This window comes from Pseudactinotalea terrae, assembly GCF_009733845.1.
Taxonomy (GTDB): domain Bacteria; phylum Actinomycetota; class Actinomycetes; order Actinomycetales; family Beutenbergiaceae; genus Pseudactinotalea; species Pseudactinotalea terrae.
On record NZ_WNXZ01000002.1, the window covers coordinates 632,447 to 651,700 of the forward strand.

The window sequence follows — 19,254 nt, forward strand, 5'->3', positions numbered from 1 at the left end:
ATGGCCGGCCCCAGCGGCGCAGCCGCGCCGCGTGGCGGTCCGGAACGGATCCGCGCGCTCGCCCACCCTGTTCGGCTCGAGATCCTCGAGCTGCTCGAACAGCTGGGCGAGGCCACCGCGACCGAGTGCGCCGAGGCCACGGCCCAGACCGTGGCCAACTGCTCCTTCCACCTCCGCACGCTCGGCAAGTACGGCTTCATCGAGCCGGCGGAGCGTCGCGGTCGCGAACGCCCCTGGCGCCTCGTGCCGGGTGGTTACGACCTGCGGCCCGACACCGAGCAGAACGACGCCCTGCGTGCCTCGGACCAGCTCGCCCTGCTCACGCTCGAGCGCGAGTCGCGGCGGATCCAGGAGTACTACTCCCACGCCCACGGGGACCCATCGCGCTGGCGCGGCGCCGCATCGATGGTCACCAACACGGTCTGGGCCACCCCCCAGGAGCTCGACGCCCTCGCCACCGATCTCGCCGCGCGGATCGCCGAGCTAGCCGACCGCAAGCCCGAGGGCCGGCCGGCAGACGCTCGGCGTGCCCGCGTGTTCGCCGTCGTCAACCCCGACCTGCAGCAGCGGCCGGCTCAGGACTCGTAGTCGGAGTCGATGTCCTCGGGCGCGCGCCCGAGCATGTGCGCGATCTGCTCGACCAGCACGTCGCGCACCAGCGCGGCCAGGTCCTCGGACCCGTCGGCCCGCCCGACCACCGGCCGGCGGTACACCACGATCCGGTGCGTGAGCCCGGCCGCCGCATCGGCGGGGAAATACCTCCCCAGGGGCACCGAGCCGCTCTCCCACGGGGCAGGGGCCGACGGCGGTACCTCCTCGACGGCGAACTCGACCCCTTCCAGCTCGCGCCCCAGGCGTCGTTCGAGCACATCGACGACGGTCAGCACGACGTCGTCGAACTGCTCCGCGCGCGTGCGCGCCGCCGGCATCAGCGGCGGCAGCAGCGGGCCGCGCAAGCCACGGCCGTGCCGATCTCGGCGCCGCCCGCCGCGCCGAGAGGGGATCCGCGCCCGCGCGATCTCGCTGCCCGCTCTGTCCGCCACGATCCCACTCTGCCACGCAGCGGCGTGGGCTGCGGCCTCGCGGCGGCTCACCCAGGTAGCCTCGCCCCGTGAGAGCCCGCCAGTGCACCCGCGCGACCTGTACGGCCCCGGCCGTGGCGACGCTCACCTATGTCTACGCGGACTCCACCGCTGTGCTCGGGCCGCTGGCCACGCATGCCGAGCCGCACAGCTACGACCTGTGCACCGACCACGCCGAGCGGCTGACCGTGCCGCGCGGCTGGGACGTGGTGCGGCTCGCCGGGCACTTCGAGCCGGCACCGCCGAGCACGGACGACCTGCTCGCCCTCGCCGACGCCGTGCGGGAGGCCTCCCGCACACCTCCGCCCCAGCACCTGCCCGCGGCGCGGCCGGTGGGCGGCCCCGCCCCGGTCACGGAACGCCGGCCGCCGCCCGAGGTCGGGCGCCGTGGCCACCTCAGAGTCATCCGTGGCGAAGCCGACTGATCGGTCGTTGACTGCGTAGTCTCGTGCGCGTGTCTGAACCCACTGATCTCAGCAGCATCGTCAAGGCGTACGACGTCCGGGGTGTCGTCCCCGACGACTGGGACGCCGACGTGGCCCGGGCGATCGGCGCAGCCTTCGCCGACGTCGTCGCCACCCCCGGCGGTGCGACTCAGATCGTCATCGGTCACGACATGCGGGAGTCCTCGCCCGAGCTGGCCACGGCCTTTGGTGAGGGCGCCGCCTGGCGCGGCATCGCCGTCGTGCACATCGGGCTGTGCTCCACCGACGGGCTCTACCACGCCTCGGGCGCGCTCAACCTGCCCGGTGCCATGTTCACGGCCAGCCACAACCCCTCGCAGTACAACGGCATCAAGATGTGCCACGCGCTCGCGCGGCCCGTGGGGCAGGACACGGGGCTGGCGGATGTCCAGCGGCTCGCGGAGCAGTACCTCGACGAGGGCATCCCCGCCGGCGGCGAGACCGGCGAGACCACCACGCGCGACACGCTCACCGACTACGCGCGCTTCCTGCGCGGTCTCGTCGACATCAGCGGCGGGCGCCCCCTCAAGGTCGCCATCGACGCCGGCAACGGCATGGCGGGTCACACCGCACCTGCGGTGCTCTCGACGGCGGCAGGCCTGGAGGACCTCGGGCTCGAGATCATCCCGATGTACTTCGAGCTCGACGGCACCTTCCCCCATCACGAGGCCAACCCCCTCGATCCCGCGAATCTCATCGACCTGGAGGCGACGGTCGTCGCCGAGGCCGCTGACATCGGTCTCGCCTTCGACGGCGACGCGGACAGGTGCTTCGTCGTCGACGAGCGCGGGGTTCCCATGAGCCCGAGCGCGATCACCGCGCTGGTGGGGCTGCGCGAGATCGAGAAGGAGAAGTCCGCCGGGCGCGATGCGACGGTCATCCACAACCTGATCACCTCGCGCTCGGTCCCCGACCTCCTCGGTGCAGCGGGTGCGCGCACCGTCCGCACCCGCGTGGGGCACTCCTTCATCAAGGCGCAGATGGCGCAGGAGGACGCCGTCTTCGGCGGCGAGCACTCCGCGCACTTCTACTTCCGCGACTTCTGGTTCGCGGACACCGGCATGCTCGCGGCGCTGCACGTGCTGCGGGCGCTGCGCGACTCCGACGTGCCGCTCTCGGCCCTGTCCGAGATGTACACGCCGTACTCGGCCTCGGGCGAGATCAACTCGCGCGTCGAGGACCCCGACGCCGCCCGGCAGCGCGTGCTCGATGCCTTTGCCGACGACATCTCCTCCGGTGAGGTGCTGGTCGACGAGCTCGACGGGCTCACCCTCGACCACTGGCACTCGACGCCGAAGTGGTGGCTCAACCTCCGTAGCTCGAACACCGAGCCGCTGCTGCGGCTGAACGTCGAGGCCGAGGACGAGGACATTATGGAGAAGCTCCGCGAGGCCGTGCTCGCGATCGTGCGCGAGGGCACCGCCTGACCCTGGCCGCAGCGATACTCTGCGGACCATGGCATCGAGCGGAGGCACGAAGGCCGTCGTCGCTGCACTCGCAGCGAACATGGGCATCGCGGTCACGAAGTTCATCGCCTACGCGCTGACGGGCTCGTCCTCTATGCTCGCCGAGGGCGTGCACTCGGTCGCCGACTCCGGCAACCAGGCGCTGCTGCTGATCGGCGGGCGGCGCGCCAAGCGGCAGGCCTCCGCGACCCACCAGTTCGGCTACGGGCGCGCCCGCTACCTGTACGCGTTCATCGTCTCGATCGTGCTGTTCACCCTCGGTGGCTGCTTCGCCCTGTACGAGGCGTGGCACAAGTTCTCCGAGCCGCACCCGATCGAGGGGCGGTGGTGGTGGGTGCCGCTCGCCGTCCTCGTCGCGGCCATCGTCATGGAGAGCTTCTCGTTCCGGACGGCGATCGTGGAGACCAACCACGTCCGTGGCACGAAGTCCTACGCCCGGTTCGTCAAGGAGTCCCGCGCACCCGAGCTCCCGGTGATCCTGCTGGAGGATCTCGGCGCCCTCGTGGGCCTAGTGCTCGCCCTCTTCGGTGTGTCGATGACCCTGATCACCGGCGACGGCCGCTGGGACGCGATCGGCTCGGCCGCCATCGGCGTGCTGCTCGTGGTCATCGCGATCTTCCTCGCCAAGGAGATGTCCCTGATGCTGCTCGGTGAGTCCGCGGACCCCGAGCACCAGAGGGCGATCGAGGGTGCGATCCCCGGTGACGGGATCGTCTCGGTCATCCACCTCCGCACCCTGCACCTCGGCCCCGACGAGGTCCTCGTCGCCGCCAAGGTCGAGGTCGAGAAGGTCGACGACGCCGCTCACGTCTCGCGCGCGATCGACGCCGCCGAGATCCGCATCCGGCGGGCGATCCCGCTGCGAGCGCAGATCTATCTCGAGCCCGACCTCCGGCGAGCGGTGTCGAAGGCAGCCACCGAGCAGCCCGAGCAGCCCGAGTAGCTCAGCGCAGCGCAGCGCCCATGCGGGTGATCGCCTCGGTGAGCAGCGGCCTGGCCAGCGCGATGTTGAACCGCAGGCACCCACGCCCTGCGTCGCCGCACAGCGCGCCCGAGGTCGCGGCCACGTCGGCGTTCTCACGGAAGAACCGTGCAGGGTCCTCGATCCCGAGATCGGTGAGGTCGAGCCAGGCCAGGTAGGTGCCCTCCGGCTCGCGGCAACCGACCCCCGGCAGGTGCTCCGCCACCAGCGTCCCCAGCGCCTGCCGGTTGCCGTCGAGGTACTCGATCACGTCGCCCAGCCACTCGCCGCCCTCGGCGTACGCCGCGGTCGAGGCCAGCGCGCCCAGGGTCGAGGCCTGGTCCTCGTAGATGTGCCCGTCGCGCTCCCACACGCTCCGATCGCCGTCGGAGCTCAGCACGAGCTGGGCGCTCTTGAGGCCGGGGATGTTGAACGCCTTCGACGCCGACATCGCCGTCACGGTGTGCGCCGCTGCGGCGGGGGAGATGCTCGCGTACGGCACATGCCGGTGCCCCGGGTAGGTCAGCGGCGCGTGTATCTCGTCCGCGAACACCCGGCCGCCGTGGCGCTCCACGACCTCGCTGATCGCCTCGAGCTCGGTGCGCTCGAGCACCCTCCCCACGGGGTTGTGCGGGTTGCACAGCACCAGCATGTGACCGCCTGCGGCGAACGCGGCATCGAGCGCCTCTAGGTCGTAGGCGTAGCGGCCGTCCACGCGTGTCAGGGGCACCTGGATGACCTCGCGGTCCAGCGCCCCGGGGAGCGTGAGGAACGGCATGTAGGCGGGCGTGGGCAGGATGATCGGCGAACCCGGTCGCGAGGTCAGCCGCACCACTGCCTGCATCGCCGTGAGCACGTCGACCACCGGTCGCACATCGGGCGCCTCCACGCGCCAGCCGTACCTGGCGTCGACGAACCCCGCGAAGGCCTCTTGCAGCGCGAGCAGCGACCGCTTCGGCAGGTAGCCGAGGCCCGTGCCGTCCTCGGCGGCCCGCCGCACCGCCTCGCGCACGGCGGGAGCGGTGCCGAAGTCCATCTCGGCGACCCAGGCGCCTGTCGCCGAGCCGAACTCGAGCCACTTCTTCCACCCGCCGGCCCGCAGGCTCTCCGCGGTGATCTGGTCGAACGCGTGCATCATCACTGCCCTTCCCGCATCGCTGTCACCGCTAGTCTCGCAGCGTGTCTTCGCTCCGGCTGACCCGGCCGCTGACCGTCCTCGTGTTGAGCAACCTCCTGGGCGGTGTCGGTGTCGCCGCGGGCATCGCGGTGGGCGGTCTGGCTGCCGAGGCGCTCGGCGGTACGGCCATGGCGGGGCTCGGGCAGGCTGCCGGAGTTCTCGGCGCTGCCCTCGCGGCCATCCCGCTCGCAGGTATCGCCACCGCGCACGGTCGACGGCGTGCGCTCGCCCTCGGCTACGCGCTCGCTACCGCTGGTGCCGTCGTGGTGATCGGCGCGCTGGCACTCGGCCAGCTCTGGCTGCTCCTCGTGGGTCTCGGCCTCTTCGGGGTCGCGAGCGCCGCGAACCTCCAGTCGCGCTACGCGGCGACCGACGGCGTGAGCGCCGCGGCGCGAGGACGCTCGATGTCGATCGTCATCTGGGCGACCACGATAGGCGCGGTCGCCGGGCCCAACCTCACCGCGCCGGGCGACCGCGCGGGGCTCGCGCTCGGGCTGCCCTCGCTCGCCGGCCCGTACCTGTTCTCGGTGCTCGCGTTCGCTCTGGGCGCCGTCGTCGTCGCGCTGTTCTTCCCGGCGCGCCGGGTGGACCCCGCGCGCCCCGAGGATCCCGCCACCGCGGGGTCCGGCCCGACGGCGGTCGTCGGGGCCCGAGCAGCCCTCGCCTGGGCGATGGGCCATGCCCAGGCGCGCTTCGCCGTCGTGCTCATCGGGTGCGGGCATGCGGTGATGGTCCTGGTGATGGTGATGACCCCGGTTCACATGCAGCACCACGGCATGACGCTCGAGCTCGTGGGGATCGTTATCAGCCTGCACGTGCTCGGCATGTACGCGATGAGCCCTGTGCTCGGCGGGCTGGTCGACCGGTGGGGCGCGCGGACGGTCGCGTGGATCGGTATCGGCGTGCTGCTGCTGGCGGTCAGCCTGGGGGTGCTCGCCGGGCTGGGGAGGGGCGACTCGGTGCTGACGGCGGTGGCGCTCACCGTGCTGGGGCTCGGCTGGAGCGCCTGCATCATCGCGGGCTCGGCGCACCTCGTGGCGGTCACGCCCGATCACGTCACGGTGCCGCTGCAGGGGGTGACCGACGCCGGGATGAACTACGCGGGTGCGCTCGCCGCGGTGATCGCCGGTCCGGTGCTCGCGTGGGGTGGATTCCCTGCGATCAACGTGATCGGCGCCACCTTGCTGCTGCCTGCGGTGCTGTTCGGTGTGGTCTCGGGCGTGCGGCGCTCATCCGGGCTCGAGAGCGCGGATAACCTGACGGCATGACGATCGAGCACATGGTGGCTGACCTCGGCCTGCACGAGGCCGGGCGACACCAGATCCGCCTGGCCGAGCACGAGATGCCGGGGCTGATGGCGCTTCGCGAGGAGTACGCGGACAGCCAGCCGCTCGCGGGCTCCCGCATCGCCGGGTCGCTGCACATGACGGTCCAGACAGCGGTGCTGATCGAGACCCTGGTGGCACTCGGCGCGCAGGTCCGCTGGGCCTCGTGCAACATCTTCTCGACGCAGGACGAGGCGGCGGCCGCCGTGGTGGTGGGGTCCGGCACCCCCGAGGACCCTCGCGGCGTTCCCGTGTTCGCGTGGAAGGGTGAGACCCTCACCGAGTACTGGGACTGCACCGAGCGGATCTTCGACTGGGCGGACTCACCGACCGGTGGCCCCACCCTCATCCTCGACGACGGCGGCGATGCCAGCATGCTCGTGCACGAGGGCGTCCGCTTCGAGGCCGCCGGCGCAGTCCCGCCGGCCCCCGAGCCCGGGGATGCCGGCTACTCCGAGGAGAAGGTCGTCTTCCTCGACCTGCTTCGCCGCACGTTCGCGCAGGACCCAAACCGGTGGACCCGGGTGGCCCGGGGCATCAAGGGAGTCTCCGAGGAGACCACCACGGGCGTGAACCGCCTCGCTCAGCTCGCCGCCGCAGGTGAGCTGCTGTTCCCGGCGATCAATGTCAACGACTCGGTGACCAAGTCGAAGTTCGACAACCGTTACGGCATCCGGCACTCGCTGCCGGACGGGCTCAACCGCGCCACCGACGTGCTGATCGGCGGCAAGGTCGCCGTGGTGTGCGGCTACGGGGATGTCGGCAAGGGGGCGGCCGAGGCCTTGCGTGGCCAGGGCGCCCGCGTGATCGTGACCGAGATCGACCCGATCTGTGCGCTCCAGGCAGCGATGGACGGCTACCAGGTGGCGCGGCTCGACGACGTCGTCGGCCAGGCCGACTTCGTCATCACCACCACGGGCAACACCCGCATCGTGGGCGTCGAGCACCTGCTGGCGATGAAGAACAAGGCCGTGGTCGGCAACATCGGTCACTTCGATGACGAGATCGACCTGGCGGCCCTCGCTCGCGTGCCCGGGGTCGAGAAGATCGAGATCAAGCCGCAGGTCCACGAGTGGCGGCTCCCCGCCACGCAGGAGGGGGCAGAGCGCTCGATCGTCGTGCTCTCCGAGGGTCGTCTGCTCAACCTCGGCAACGCGACCGGGCACCCGTCGTTCGTCATGTCTGCCTCCTTCACCAACCAGGTGCTCGCGCAGATCGCGCTCGCCCAGGCCGAGGAGCTCGAGGAGGGGGAGAGCGCAGGTGTGGAGCGCCTCCCGAAGATCCTCGACGAGAAGGTCGCGCGGCTGCACCTGGAGGCGCTCGGCGTCGACCTGACCGAGCTCACCAAGGAGCAGGCCGAGTACATCGACGTCGACGTCGCCGGCCCGTTCAAGCCGGAGCACTACCGCTACTGATCGCTCCGGCCGAGGAGCTCGCCGCTGCCACTTGCGCAGCCGGTCGGCATGGGGCTACTGTCTCCCCAGTTTCATCGAGGGTTAGATTTACTCCTGATGATATGGCCGGCGGCGAGGACGCTGCCGGTTCCCGTGACTGCGAGGAGGCAGCCGGATGGCAGGTGTGGCTACGACGCGGCGACCGCGCTCGCTGCTCAAGAGCGCGTGGGACAGCAAGGTCTTGCTGCTCATGTGCCTCCCGGCGGTCGCGTTCTTCGTGGTGTTCGCGTACGCGCCGATGCCGGGAGCCTGGATCGCGTTCACCAACTTCAACTACCGCGACGGGATCTTCGGCAGCCCGTTCGTGGGACTGAGGAACTTCGAGTTCCTCATCAAATCGGGGCAGCTGTGGCTGCTGACGCGGAACACGATCCTCTACAACGTCGCCTTCATCGTCCTGGGCAACATCCTGCAGATCGCGCTGGCCATCATGCTCAACGAGATCCGCTTGAGGTACTTCAAGAAGATCTCCCAGACTGTGATGTTCTTGCCCTACTTCATCTCGGTCGTGCTGATCGGCGTGATCGCCTTCAATCTGTTCAACTACGACACCGGAGCGATCAACTCCCTGATCGTCGCCACCGGCGGGGACCCGGTCAAGATCTACAGCACCGCCGGGCTGTGGCCGTTCATCATCGTGGCCGTCCAGATGTGGCAGAGCACCGGATACGGCTCGATCGTGTACTTCGCCGCGATCATGGGGATCGACAAGACTCTCTTCGAGGCTGCCGCGATCGACGGGGCCTCCGCGTGGCAGCGGATCCGGTACGTGATCCTGCCCAGCCTCAAGCCGACCTTCATCATCCTGCTGCTGTTCTCGATGGGCGGGATCATGCACGGCAACTTCGGGCTGTTCTGGAACCTGGTCGGCAACAACGCGCAGCTGTTCGCGACCACGGACATCATCGAGACCGCTGTGTACCGGATGGTGATGACCCAAAACAACTTCACGACGTCAACCGCTGTCGGGCTGTACCAGTCGATCTTCGGTTTCGCACTCGTGATGACCGCCAACTGGATCGTGCGAAGGATGAACAAGGACTATGCACTCTTCTGAGACGACGGCGCCCGGCGTCGTCGACGTGGTGACGGTGGTCGAGGGCAAGAAGCGCCGTGCGAAGCGAAACAAGCAGGCGAAGCCACGGGCCGTCAAGCTGGGCGCCAGCGACTACGCGCTCCGCGGCATCTCGTACGTCTTCGTGTCGCTGTTCGCGGTGTTCTGCCTGCTTCCCTTCGTCATGATCGTGTCGGCCTCCTTCTCCGCCGAGTCCGAGATCCTGCGCCACGGCTTCGGGCTGTTCCCACGTGGCTTCACCATGACGGCGTACGAGTACATCTTCAAGTCACCCCGCCAGATCCTCGGCTCCTACGCAGTGACGGTGACGATGACCGTGCTCGGCACGGCGATCGGGCTCTTCGTGATCTCGATGACCGGGTTCGCGCTGTACCGCAAGGACTTCCGGTTTCGCAACCAGATCTCGTTCTTCATCTACTTCACGACGCTGTTCTCCGCGGGACTGGCGCCGACGTTCATCTGGGTCGGTAGCACCCTCGGCCTCCGCGGCAGCTACCTCGCGGTGTTCCTGCAGCTGCTGATGACGCCGTGGCTGATCATCCTCATGAAGAACTTCATGCGCACGGTCCCCTACGAGGTGATCGAGTCCGGGAAGGTCGATGGCGCCGGCGACTTCAGGATCTTCGCGCAGCTGGCCCTGCCGATGATGAAGCCGGCGTTGGCCACCGTGGGCTTGTTCCTGGCGATGGGCTACTGGAACGAGTGGTACCTGTCCTCGCTCTACCTCGGCAGCCAGGTGGAGTTCCGCCCGCTGCAGTACCACCTCTACAACATCATCAACACGGCCAACGCGCTCCGAAACTCCGTGGCCGGGGACAACGTCACGATCACGAACCTGCCGAGCAACACGTTGAAGATGGCAAGCGCGGTCGTCGCGACAGCCCCGGTGCTGCTCATGTACCCGTTCGTCCAGAAGTACTTCGTCAGCGGTATCACCGTCGGTGCCGTCAAGGGCTGAGCACAGCCCACCCCTGCCTCGACCGAGGCAGTCCCCCGAGACCTCGTCTCAGAGATCGACAAAGGAGTCCACATGTCCAGCATCAAGAGAAGGACCCTGCTGAAGGGCGGAGCACTCGCCGCGTTCGGCATCGGTACGGGCGTGACGCTCGCTGCCTGCAACAGCAACAACGGGGGCGGCACCGGCGGGGGCGGCGGTGGCGAGCTCGACACCAGCGAGGCGGTCACGGTGACCATGCTGGTGCTCGGCGACAAGCCGACCAATGGTCGCCTCGAGGCCATGCTGGAGCAGCTCAACGCCAAGCTGACCGAGAAGGTGAACGCCTCGCTGGAGCTGTTCTACATCGAGTGGGCAGACTGGCAGACGCAGTACAACGTGCAGCTGCTCTCCGGTGACAGCAACGTGGACCTCATCGGTACCGCGACCGACTGGCTCTTCGCCTGGGAGAATGCGCAGAAGGGCGCGTTCTTGCCGATGGACGAGGCCATGCTCAGCTCCTACGCGCCCCAGACATGGGAGCAGGTGGACAGCGAGGGTCACTGGGAGCTGTGCAAGCTGGACGACGGGATGATCTACTTCATGCCGGAGGACAACTTCACGCAGTGGACGAACCACGGCTTCTTCTACCGTGGTGACTGGGCCACCGAGGCCGGTATCCCCGACGGCGAGATCACGGAGTTCGAGCAGTTCACGACCTACTTCCAATGGGTCAAGGACAACCAGCCCGAGGCCTACCCCTGGGACGTGGCGGGCACGAACGAGGCTGCCCTCACCGGTTTCGTACAGGGACGCACGGAGTACCAGGTCATCCAGCAGGTCACGGCGGGCATCTACTTCCCGTTCCACACGACCACCTCCGACCCGACCGCGGTGACGTCGTACTACATGGAGGGTGACGATCTGCTCGCCGCGGCCGAGCTCGCCCGCGAGTGGAACGACATCGGTGTCTGGCGTGAGGACGCCGTCAACTATGACGGCGACACGCGGGAGCAGTTCTACGCCGGCCTCTCGGGCGCGGACCAGCACCACATGCAGACGTTCCTCGGGATCCTGCACAGGATGCCGACCGACCAGCCCGGATCCGACCCCAAGTTCTTCTACTGGGGCAAGGAGAACAACAACTACTACCGCGACATCAAGACGCACGGCGCCATGGCGGTCAGTGCGAACTCGCGCAACCCGGAGCGGGCCCTGGCGGTGTACGACATCCTCCGCAACGACGAGGAGTGCTACCACCTCTTCAACTACGGCATCGAGGGCACGGACTACGTCATCGACGCCGAGGGTAGGCGTTCGCAGCCTGAGGGCTTCGACCCTGCGACCGATTCCCTCGGATCGAACTTCTGGTACGGCCGCATGGACGAGCTGGAGATCCCCAGTGCGACCGATCCGGACAACAAGCAGGAGATGTTCGACGCGCTCGACGCCAACGCCAAGGACTACCCCTACGAGCGACTGGTGGTCGACAAGACCATGATCGAGTCGACGCTCGCGGCGATGGGTGCCGTGCTGTCCGAGTACATCCCCCAGCTGCAGTACGGCAAGTTCAGCGACCCCGCCGCCGCGATCGCCGAGATGCGCCAGAAGCTCACTGATGCTGGCTACGAGGACGCCCGCGCGTCCATCCAGGCCGACATCGAGGCCCTGGAGGCCTAGGGCCCGCCCTCGAGGTGCGGGCGGGCACACGCGCCCGCCCGCACCTGGACCCTCCCGTGACACCGCAGGTCGCGATCCCGAAAGGACGTCATGAGCACTCGCGTCTTCTCCGCCGACTCGGCGCTCATGCGCGTGCTCTCGCGCGTCGCCGACGTGATGCTCCTCAACCTGCTCTTCGTCGCCACGTCCTTGCCGATCATCACCCTGGGCGCCTCGCTGACCGCGCTGTGCTCGACGGCGATGAAGATCGTTCGCGGCCGCTGTGACTCGGTGACCGGGGACTACCTCCGCGCGTTCCGGCAGAACGCGAGACAGGGCAGCGTGCTCGCGCTCGTGATCCTCGCGCTGGCGGGCGTGCTGGCGGCCTGGTACGTGGTGGTGACGACATTCGTGACCAGCCCGATCGGCCAGCTTGTGCTGCTCGCCGCCTGGTTCGTGCTGGCGCTGCAGCTGGTGCTGGTGGCCCTGTTCGCCTTCCCGTACCTGGCGGCGTTCGACGACCCGACGGCGCGGGTGCTGCGCAACGCGCGGCTGATGGCGTGGCGGCACCCCCTGACCGCGCTCGGCGCGATCGCGCTCCTCGGGCTGCCGGTCGTGATCACCATCTTCTACCCGCACCTGACGGTCTACGGGCTGCTGTGGTTCGCCTTCGGATTCGGTGCGATCGCGACTCTCACCGGCATGCTCTTCGTCCGCATCTTCGACACCTACACCCCGACATCCACACCCGATCCCGCCATGAAGGATGGAACTGCGCGTGCGCTCTCATGACATCGGCCGCTGGGCCTTCACCCTGGGCGACGACGCCGACGCATGGGCCAAGGGCTACGACGACTCCGCCTGGCGCTCGGTCGTCGTCCCCCATGACTGGAGCGTGGAGCAGGAGTTCTCGCCGGAGTGCTCCAGCGGAACCGGCTACCTCCCGGGCGGCATCGGGTGGTACCGGGCCCACGTCGCTCTCAGCGACCTCGGTACCCTCGACGGCAGGCACGCGCAGATCGTCTTCCACGGGGTCTACAAGAACGCCTCGGTGTGGGTGAACGGGTACCACCTCGGCAGCCGGCCGTCCGGATACGCCCGGTTCTCGTTCGACCTCACCGAGATCCTGTCCTACGCACCCGACGACGACCTCGTCGTCGCCGTCCGCGTCGAGCACACCGATCTCTCCGACTCGCGCTGGTACAACGGCTCCGGCATCACGCGGCACGTCGAGATCCAGGTGCACGAACCGGTCCGCCTCGCCGAGGGCACGGCGTTCACGACCGAGACCGCCGATCCCACCGAGGCCGCGGTACGGATCCAGCAGGTCGTGGCCAACGATCTGGCCGGTGACGTCCACGTGCAGGTGCGCCACGAGCTGGTGGCGCTCACCTCGGGCGGTTCGCACGTGGTCGAGACCGAGGTGCACGTGCCCGGCGGGGGCACCGCGGACCTCGACGTGCGCACCGCGGTCGCCTCCCCGGACCTGTGGTCCGACACCGAGCCCGGCCTCTACCGGCTCACGACGACGCTGGCCTGGCCCCAGGAGAACGGGACCGGTGAGGCGGGCTATCGCGACGTCGTCGGGATCCGCACCTTCGTCTTCGACCCCGAGGTGGGGTTCTCGATCAACGGCGAGCCGCGCCTCCTCCAGGGCGTGTGCCTGCACGAGGATGCCGGCTGCCTCGGCAACGCGGTGCCCCCGGGCGTGTGGCTGCGGCGGTTGCTCAAGCTGAAGGCGATGGGCTGCAACGCCGTGCGGATGGCGCACAACCCGCACGCGCCCGAGCTGTACCTGCTGTGCGACGCGCTCGGCCTGTTCGTGATCGACGAGGCCTTCGACGAGTGGGAGAACCCCAAGAACAAGTGGTGGCAGGGGCACAACGTCTACCCGCCGCGGCACCAGGGCTACGCCAAGGACTTCCCGGAGTGGCACGAGCGCGACCTCGTCGCGATGATCGACGCCCACCGCAACCACCCCAGCGTGATCGCCTGGAGCATCGGCAACGAGATCGACTACCCGAACGACCCCTACGCCAGCCGGTTGTTCGACGAGATGACCGGCAACAACGATGCCAACAAGCCCGTGGCCGAGCGCGTCTACGACCCGCGCCGCCCGGACATGAGGCGGCTCACCGGCATCTCGAACCGCCTCGGTGACATCGTGCGACGCCGCGACCCGTCCCGGCCGGTCACGGTCGGGGCGGCGTTTCCGGAGGCGTCCAGCCGCACCGGGCTGATCGACACGCTCGACCTCGTCGGCTACAACTACAAGGAGCACCTGTACGCCGAGGACCACGTGAGGTTCCCCGACAAGCCGCTGCTGGGCAGCGAGAACTCGCACACCTACGAGGCGTGGCGGTACGTCGCCGACAACGACTACATCTCGGGCCAGTTCCTGTGGACGGGGATCGACTACCTGGGTGAGGCGCACGGCTGGCCGGTGCACGGCTCACCGGCGGGCCTGCTCACGGTCGCCGGGTTCGAGAAGCACGCCTGGCACCTGCGGCGGAGCTGGTGGTCCGAGGAGCCGGTCGCGTACATCGCCACCCGCCCGATCGCTCAGGGCGAGGACGCCGGCGCCACGAGACCCTTCTGGACCCACCCGCTGCGCCGCGAGTGGGGCACCGGCGCCGGTGAGCGCCTCGAGGTCCTCTGCTTCGCCAACGGCGAGCAGGTCACGCTCACGTGCGCGGGCGAGGAGATCCCGCTCCGCCGCGACGACGAGCACGGGTACTGGGTCGCCATCGTCCCGGCCCAGGACGCGCCGCTGGAGCTGCAGACCTGGCGCGACGGCGCCGTCGTCGCTCGTGACGAGCTGTCACCCCCGGGGCCGGCCGTCCGGATCGAGGCGGCACCGTGGGTGGCGCCACCCGAGGTCGCGCGCGCCGTCGAGGCCATCGGTCTCGGTGGCGACACGGTCGTGCAGGTGGAGTGCCTGCTGCGCGACGAGCACGGGAACGTCGCCGGCGGTGACGTCGTCGTCACGGCGCAGGTCGAGGGCGGTGAGCTGCTGGGCCTCGAGAGCGGCGACCTCGCGGACAACACCCCGTACAGCTCGACCAGCCGGTCCACCCTTGACGGCCGCCTCGTCGTGTTCGTACGGTGCTCCGCACGGACTATCGTCAGCCTCAGCGCTCCAGGGCTGCCGCCGGCGACACTCGAGTGCACGGCATGAGCGGGCGAGCGGTGAGGGACTAGATGGCTGTCGTCCGACGAACCGCCCGCGACATCCGCAGCGACTCGCGGCTCGACGTCCTGCACGTGGTGCTGTCATCGTCCGAGATCACGCGGAACGAGATCGCGCAGGTCACGGGTCTGAGCGCCGCCACCGTCGCGACCGTCGTCGGTGAGCTGCTCGCCGTCGGCATCCTCGTCGAGACGAAGGTGAGTCTCGGGCTCGTCGGCAGACCGACCGCGACGCTCGCCATGAATCCCGCCGGCGGCAGCGTGGTGGGTATCGACGTCGCCGAGACCTACGTGCGTGCGTTCCTGTTCGACACCGCCCTGAACCAGGTCGGTTTCGTGGAGATCGAGCGTGACGAGCACCTGCTCGCTCCCGACCTCATGGTGGACATGATCGGCGAGGCGCTCGATCGCCTGCTGGAGCAGGAGCAGGTCGACCGCGACCAGGTCCGCGGCGTCGGGGTGTCGCTGCCGGGGCTGGTGCACAGCTCGGCCGGCCCCTCGGTGCTGGTGCCGCACTGGGCCTGGCGAACGGTCGACCTCGAGCACCTACGGGAGCGCGTGGCACTGCCGCTGGTCATCGACAACCCCCTGAAGGCGATCGCCACCGCGGAGCTGTGGCTCGGACGCGGGCGGTTCTGCTCGAACCTCGTGACCGTGAACCTCGGTACCGGGGTGGGCGCCGCGATCCTGCTCGAGGCGCGGATCGCCCGTGGTGCCACCAACTCGGCGGGGGAGTGGGGGCACTCGCTGCTGGTGCTCGACGGCCGGCCCTGCCGCTGCGGTCGGGCGGGGTGCGTGGAGGCGTACGTCGGCGTGCCTGGCATCCAGCAGACGCTCCGCGAGATCGACCCCGAGCACGCCCTGCTCGACATCGATCTCCAGCGCGACTTCATCGGCGCCATGGCGGCTGCCGCCGAGGCCGACGAGCCGGACCCTGCCGTGAGCGAGACGATCGCCCGCACCTCGTACTTCCTCGGAGCCGCGCTGGCGGACCTCGTCGCCATCATCAATCCCGAGGCGGTGACGCTGACGGGGTGGACGGCGTGGGCGCTGGGAGAGCACCTGCTGCCGGCCGTCCGCCAGCACGTGCGGGAGCAGGCACCAGGGCTGTCCGGGAGCGATCTCGAGCTCGCCATGTCGACCGTGCGGGGCAACTCGGTCGCGACCGGCGTCGCGACCCTCGCCCTCGAGCGGTACCTCGCCGACGAGGGGCTGATCACGACTCGGACACCGCTCGCGCTCTGAGCGCGCAGCGTTACTCTCGAGGCGGCCGCACGACGCGGCGGAGGTGTGCCGGCAGGTCTGGTCGGCGTGACGTCGTCGACCTCGGAGGTGCCGTGAGCAACCGCCAGCCCTTGTTCAGCCGTCTGACCCCAGGCGGCCTGCAGAACTATCTCGACACCCTGCGCGGGGAGTCGGTGGGCGGCGTGCTGCTCGTGATCGCGGCGGTGGTCGCGCTGGTGTGGGCGAACTCGCCCTGGCAGGAGAGCTACACCGCGCTGCGTGACCTCCGGGTGGGGAACGAGTCGCTCCACCTGGACCTGAGCATCGGCCAGTGGGCCTCCGACGGCTTGCTCGCGATCTTCTTCTTCGTCGTCGGCCTCGAGCTCAAGCGCGAGATCGTCGAGGGTGAGCTCCGGCGGCTGGGTACCGCGATCGTGCCGATGGTGGCCGCGGTCGGCGGCATGGCGGTGCCGGCGCTGATGTTCCTGGCCGTCAACCTCACCGCCGAGTCGGGGGCCCCGCACGGCTGGGCGATCCCGACGGCGACCGACATCGCCTTCGCGGTCGCCGTGCTCGGCATCGTGGGCAAGAAGCTCCCGACGGCGTTGCGCGCCTTCCTGCTCACCCTCGCCGTCGTCGACGACCTGCTCGCGATCCTCGTGATCGCGATCGGCTACTCCGACGGCATCCAGCTGCTCTGGGTGCTGGGTGCCGGAGCCGTGGTGCTCGTGTTCTGGCTGCTGCTCCGCAGGGGCGTGACGCACTGGGTGGTGCTGGTCCCGCTCGGGGTCCTCGCATGGGCGCTGCTGCACTCCTCCGGGGTGCACGCCACGATCGCGGGCGTGGCGCTCGGGCTCGTGGTCCCGATCGCGCACGCAGGGCGCCTCGAGCACCGATGGCGACCGATCTCCGCGGGCTTCGCCGTGCCCGTGTTCGCGCTGTTCGCCGCCGGGGTGACCGTGGCTCCCGAGGCGCTGCGGGCTGCGGTCGCGGACCCGGTCGCGCAGGGCGTGGTGCTCGGCCTCGTGCTGGGCAAGCCGATCGGCATCACGCTCACCACGTGGCTGGTCTGCCGCTTCCAGCACGTCTCGCTGGCGCCGGGGCTGCGGTGGGCCGACATCACGGCCGTCGGGTTCCTGGCGGGGATCGGGTTCACGGTCTCGCTGCTGGTCGCCGGTCTCGCCTACGGCGAGGGGAGCCCGCACGCCGAGCACGCGATCATCGGTGTGCTCGTCGCCTCCTTGCTCGCCGCGCTCGTGGGCGGCGTGCTGCTGGCGTGGCGCGGTCGGCGGCACGAGGAACGCCGCAGGAGCGCCGACCCTGCCGGGGATGCTGCCTAGAACATGTCCGGGATCCCGTAGGGGAGCCGGTGGGTGCGGTCCGCTCGCGCGGACGCCCGAGCCTCCTCGGCCACGGCGGCGCGGTACTCACGGTCCCGCCGGGCCACCAGCACCGCCGCGACGAACCGCTCCGGGTTCGTGCCCCAGGGCGGGGGCGGCGACACGTAGGGCTCGATCGACGCCGCGAACATCCGCGCCCGTTGCTCGCGGACCTGCGGGGTCATCGCTGAGGTGCGGGTGAGGAACAGGCGGGCGTAGAGACCGAGCTCGTCCGGCAGGCGGCGGATGTCGGCCAGCTCGGCCCACGCCGCGAGGTCGGGCGGCATCAGCAGCGGCGCGTGAGCCTCCTCGGAGCCGCGCACCCGGATCGCATACGTGCCGGCCAGCAGGTCGCCCAGTCGTTTGCCGCGCTTGTTGATGATCGCCACGATCACGGCCAGGGTGCCGAAGGTCACCCAGATCTCGACGGCACCGAGCATCGCGCGAACGAGCGCGTGCCGGAATCGGATCGGACCGCCGTCGTCCCTCACCACACGGAGACCGACGGCGAGCTTCCCGGCCGACAGGCCGCGGGTGAGCGACTCCACGGTCGTGGGCAGCCCCACCATCAAGATCACGGAGACGACGACGATGAGGATGCCGACGTGGGCGGCGTTCTGCACCAGCCGCGAGAGGCCGAGCAGGATCGCGAAGCTGACGGCGCCGTAGATCGCGAGGTCGAGCAAACCGCTCATCAGGCGGTGGGCCACGTTCGCCGGCTTGAGCTCGAGCGCGACGGCCTCGCCGGTGATCACCAGACCGGCGGCGGCGTGGTCGTGGGTGGGCGCCATGAGGCCCTGCGGGCCCGAGATGCTCGACGCGGTCACGGCCCCAGGGTAGTTGGTCGGCCGCCGTGCGAGACTGGCGCCGTGGACGTCGACGCATTCGTAGCGGTGCGCTCCTCCCGTTGGGACCGGCTGCGAGACCTCACCCGGTCCCGGCGACTCAGCGGCCCCGAGGCCGACGAGCTGGTCAGCCTCTACCAGGCCACGGCCACCGACTACTCGCGTGTCCGCACCTCGGCGCCCGACCCGACGGTCGTCACCCGGCTCTCGAACCTCCTCAGCCGGGGGCGCGGCCTCATCGCGGGCGCGCACGAGCCGGGGTGGGGGGATGTCGCCCGGTTCTTCGTGGTCTCGGTGCCCGCGGCGTTCTACCGCGTGCGCTGGTGGACGGTCGCGATGACGGTGGCGTTCATCGCGATCGGCGTGGCCACCGGCTGGTGGACCTACAGCAACCCCGAGCTGCTGGCCCAGCTCGGCACCCCCTCGGAGCGCCAGGCCTACGCCGAGCAGGCCTTCGCCGCCTACTACTCGACCTACGAGCCGGGAGTCTTCGCCACCCAGGTGTGGACCAACAACGCCTGGATCGCCGCGCGCGCCATCGCGCTCGGCCCGACAGGGATCGGGCCGATCTACCTGCTGGTCGCCAACGCGATGGCTGTCGGGCAGGCGGGCGCGATACTGGCCGAGTTCGACATGCTCGAGGTCTTCTTCGGCCTGATCCTGCCGCACGGTCTGCTCGAGCTGACCTCGATCTTCATCGCCTGCGGTGCCGGCCTCAAGCTGTTCTGGACCTGGGTCAGCCCCGGCCCGAGGACGCGCTCGCGTGCCCTGGCCGAAGAGGGCCGGGCACTGATCACGCTCGTCATCGGGCTGGCGGTGGTGCTCCTGGTCTGCGGTCTCATCGAGGGCTACGTGACGCCGTCGAGCCTGCCCTCGGGGATCAAGATCTTCATCGGCGCGCTCGCGCTCGCGGCCTACTGGACCTACACGCTCGTGCTCGGCCGCATCGCGGTGCGCCACGGCGAGACCGGCGACATGCGCGCCGAGCACCTCGACGACACCGTCGCGATGGCCGACTGA

At 69.7% G+C, this 19,254-nt stretch carries 17 protein-coding genes; 14 read left to right on the forward strand and 3 right to left on the reverse strand.

All coding sequences use genetic code 11. The features are described from left to right. Complete coding sequence (locus tag GPA03_RS10395; RefSeq protein WP_156251900.1) at positions 1–588, forward strand: helix-turn-helix domain-containing protein; 588 nt, start codon at positions 1–3, stop codon at positions 586–588. Here the strand turns inward: GPA03_RS10395 and GPA03_RS10400 are convergent. Next, complete coding sequence (locus GPA03_RS10400; protein ID WP_338325729.1) at positions 576–1,043, reverse strand: metallopeptidase family protein; 468 nt, start codon at positions 1,041–1,043, stop codon at positions 576–578. The genes GPA03_RS10395 and GPA03_RS10400 overlap by 13 nt on opposite strands. A 68-nt stretch (positions 1,044–1,111) precedes the next feature. Between GPA03_RS10400 and GPA03_RS10405 the strand changes: the two genes are divergently transcribed. Genes GPA03_RS10405 through GPA03_RS10415 form a run of 3 tightly spaced genes read left to right on the forward strand, consistent with a single transcriptional unit; the run spans position 1,112 to position 3,955 of the window. Next, positions 1,112–1,507, forward strand: a complete 396-nt coding sequence (locus GPA03_RS10405; RefSeq protein ID WP_156251901.1) for a DUF3499 domain-containing protein — start codon at positions 1,112–1,114, stop codon at positions 1,505–1,507. Between the two features lie 23 nt (positions 1,508–1,530). Next, positions 1,531–2,973, forward strand: a complete 1,443-nt coding sequence (locus GPA03_RS10410; protein ID WP_156251902.1) for a phosphomannomutase/phosphoglucomutase — start codon at positions 1,531–1,533, stop codon at positions 2,971–2,973. A gap of 28 nt (positions 2,974–3,001) precedes the next feature. Further along, positions 3,002–3,955, forward strand: a complete 954-nt coding sequence (locus GPA03_RS10415) for a cation diffusion facilitator family transporter (RefSeq protein ID WP_156251903.1) — start codon at positions 3,002–3,004, stop codon at positions 3,953–3,955. A gap of 1 nt (position 3,956) precedes the next feature. Here the strand turns inward: GPA03_RS10415 and GPA03_RS10420 are convergent, their stop codons facing one another. Next, complete coding sequence (locus GPA03_RS10420) at positions 3,957–5,111, reverse strand: MalY/PatB family protein (RefSeq protein WP_156251904.1); 1,155 nt, start codon at positions 5,109–5,111, stop codon at positions 3,957–3,959. Positions 5,112–5,152: 41 nt separating this feature from the next. Here GPA03_RS10420 and GPA03_RS10425 point away from each other — a divergent pair, with 41 nt between their 5' ends. The 9 genes from GPA03_RS10425 to nhaA all read left to right on the forward strand — a co-directional run bounded on the left by GPA03_RS10425 (position 5,153) and on the right by nhaA (position 17,350). Beyond that, positions 5,153–6,418 carry an MFS transporter gene (locus GPA03_RS10425; protein WP_156251905.1) on the forward strand — a complete coding sequence of 422 codons (1,266 nt, stop codon included), beginning with the start codon at positions 5,153–5,155 and terminating at the stop codon, positions 6,416–6,418. Continuing rightward, positions 6,415–7,890, forward strand: a complete 1,476-nt coding sequence (gene ahcY / locus GPA03_RS10430) for an adenosylhomocysteinase (protein WP_156251906.1) — start codon at positions 6,415–6,417, stop codon at positions 7,888–7,890. The genes GPA03_RS10425 and ahcY overlap by 4 nt, the downstream gene beginning before the upstream one ends. A 154-nt stretch (positions 7,891–8,044) precedes the next feature. Beyond that, a complete protein-coding gene (locus GPA03_RS10435; protein WP_156251907.1) occupies positions 8,045–8,986 on the forward strand; it encodes an ABC transporter permease in 942 nt (313 codons plus the stop codon). Continuing rightward, on the forward strand, positions 8,973–9,962 hold the full coding sequence (locus GPA03_RS10440; RefSeq protein WP_156251908.1) for a carbohydrate ABC transporter permease: 990 nt from the start codon (positions 8,973–8,975) through the stop codon (positions 9,960–9,962). The genes GPA03_RS10435 and GPA03_RS10440 overlap by 14 nt, the downstream gene beginning before the upstream one ends. Before the next feature lie 72 nt (positions 9,963–10,034). Next, positions 10,035–11,618 (forward strand): DUF3502 domain-containing protein, encoded by a 1,584-nt coding sequence (locus GPA03_RS10445; protein WP_156251909.1) that lies wholly within the window; start codon positions 10,035–10,037, stop codon positions 11,616–11,618. A 90-nt stretch (positions 11,619–11,708) separates the two neighbouring features. Further along, positions 11,709–12,389: a YesL family protein gene (locus tag GPA03_RS10450; RefSeq protein WP_156251910.1), complete on the forward strand. Its 681-nt coding sequence runs from the start codon at positions 11,709–11,711 to the stop codon at positions 12,387–12,389. After that, on the forward strand, positions 12,376–14,775 hold the full coding sequence (locus tag GPA03_RS10455; RefSeq protein ID WP_206673508.1) for a glycoside hydrolase family 2 TIM barrel-domain containing protein: 2,400 nt from the start codon (positions 12,376–12,378) through the stop codon (positions 14,773–14,775). The genes GPA03_RS10450 and GPA03_RS10455 overlap by 14 nt, the downstream gene beginning before the upstream one ends. A gap of 23 nt (positions 14,776–14,798) precedes the next feature. Further along, positions 14,799–16,031 (forward strand): ROK family protein, encoded by a 1,233-nt coding sequence (locus tag GPA03_RS10460; RefSeq protein WP_156251912.1) that lies wholly within the window; start codon positions 14,799–14,801, stop codon positions 16,029–16,031. A 92-nt stretch (positions 16,032–16,123) separates the two neighbouring features. Then, the gene (gene nhaA, locus GPA03_RS10465) at positions 16,124–17,350 is read left to right on the forward strand and encodes a Na+/H+ antiporter NhaA (protein WP_156251913.1); all 1,227 of its coding nucleotides are present in this window, start codon (positions 16,124–16,126) and stop codon (positions 17,348–17,350) included. On the opposite strand, the gene GPA03_RS10470 is transcribed toward nhaA, so the two are convergent. Next, entirely contained in the window at positions 17,347–18,216 is an 870-nt protein-coding gene (locus tag GPA03_RS10470; protein WP_241681225.1) for an RDD family protein, read from the reverse strand. The two genes, nhaA and GPA03_RS10470, sit on opposite strands and share 4 nt — an antisense overlap. Before the next feature lie 42 nt (positions 18,217–18,258). Between GPA03_RS10470 and GPA03_RS10475 the strand changes: the two genes are divergently transcribed. Continuing rightward, entirely contained in the window at positions 18,259–19,254 is a 996-nt protein-coding gene (locus tag GPA03_RS10475) for a stage II sporulation protein M (RefSeq protein WP_156251914.1), read from the forward strand.

What these genes read in the sequence shown, in the direction of transcription:
- ahcY (WP_156251906.1), top strand. Translation starts at nt 6,415, where the DNA reads ATGACGATCGAGCACATGGTGGCTGACCTCGGCCTGCACGAGGCCGGG.
- GPA03_RS10420 (WP_156251904.1), bottom strand. Translation starts at nt 5,111, where the DNA reads ATGATGCACGCGTTCGACCAGATCACCGCGGAGAGCCTGCGGGCCGGC.
- GPA03_RS10445 (WP_156251909.1), top strand. Translation starts at nt 10,035, where the DNA reads ATGTCCAGCATCAAGAGAAGGACCCTGCTGAAGGGCGGAGCACTCGCC.
- GPA03_RS10440 (WP_156251908.1), top strand. Translation starts at nt 8,973, where the DNA reads ATGCACTCTTCTGAGACGACGGCGCCCGGCGTCGTCGACGTGGTGACG.
- GPA03_RS10450 (WP_156251910.1), top strand. Translation starts at nt 11,709, where the DNA reads ATGAGCACTCGCGTCTTCTCCGCCGACTCGGCGCTCATGCGCGTGCTC.
- GPA03_RS10415 (WP_156251903.1), top strand. Translation starts at nt 3,002, where the DNA reads ATGGCATCGAGCGGAGGCACGAAGGCCGTCGTCGCTGCACTCGCAGCG.
- GPA03_RS10435 (WP_156251907.1), top strand. Translation starts at nt 8,045, where the DNA reads ATGGCAGGTGTGGCTACGACGCGGCGACCGCGCTCGCTGCTCAAGAGC.
- GPA03_RS10460 (WP_156251912.1), top strand. Translation starts at nt 14,799, where the DNA reads ATGGCTGTCGTCCGACGAACCGCCCGCGACATCCGCAGCGACTCGCGG.
- GPA03_RS10395 (WP_156251900.1), top strand. Translation starts at nt 1, where the DNA reads ATGGCCGGCCCCAGCGGCGCAGCCGCGCCGCGTGGCGGTCCGGAACGG.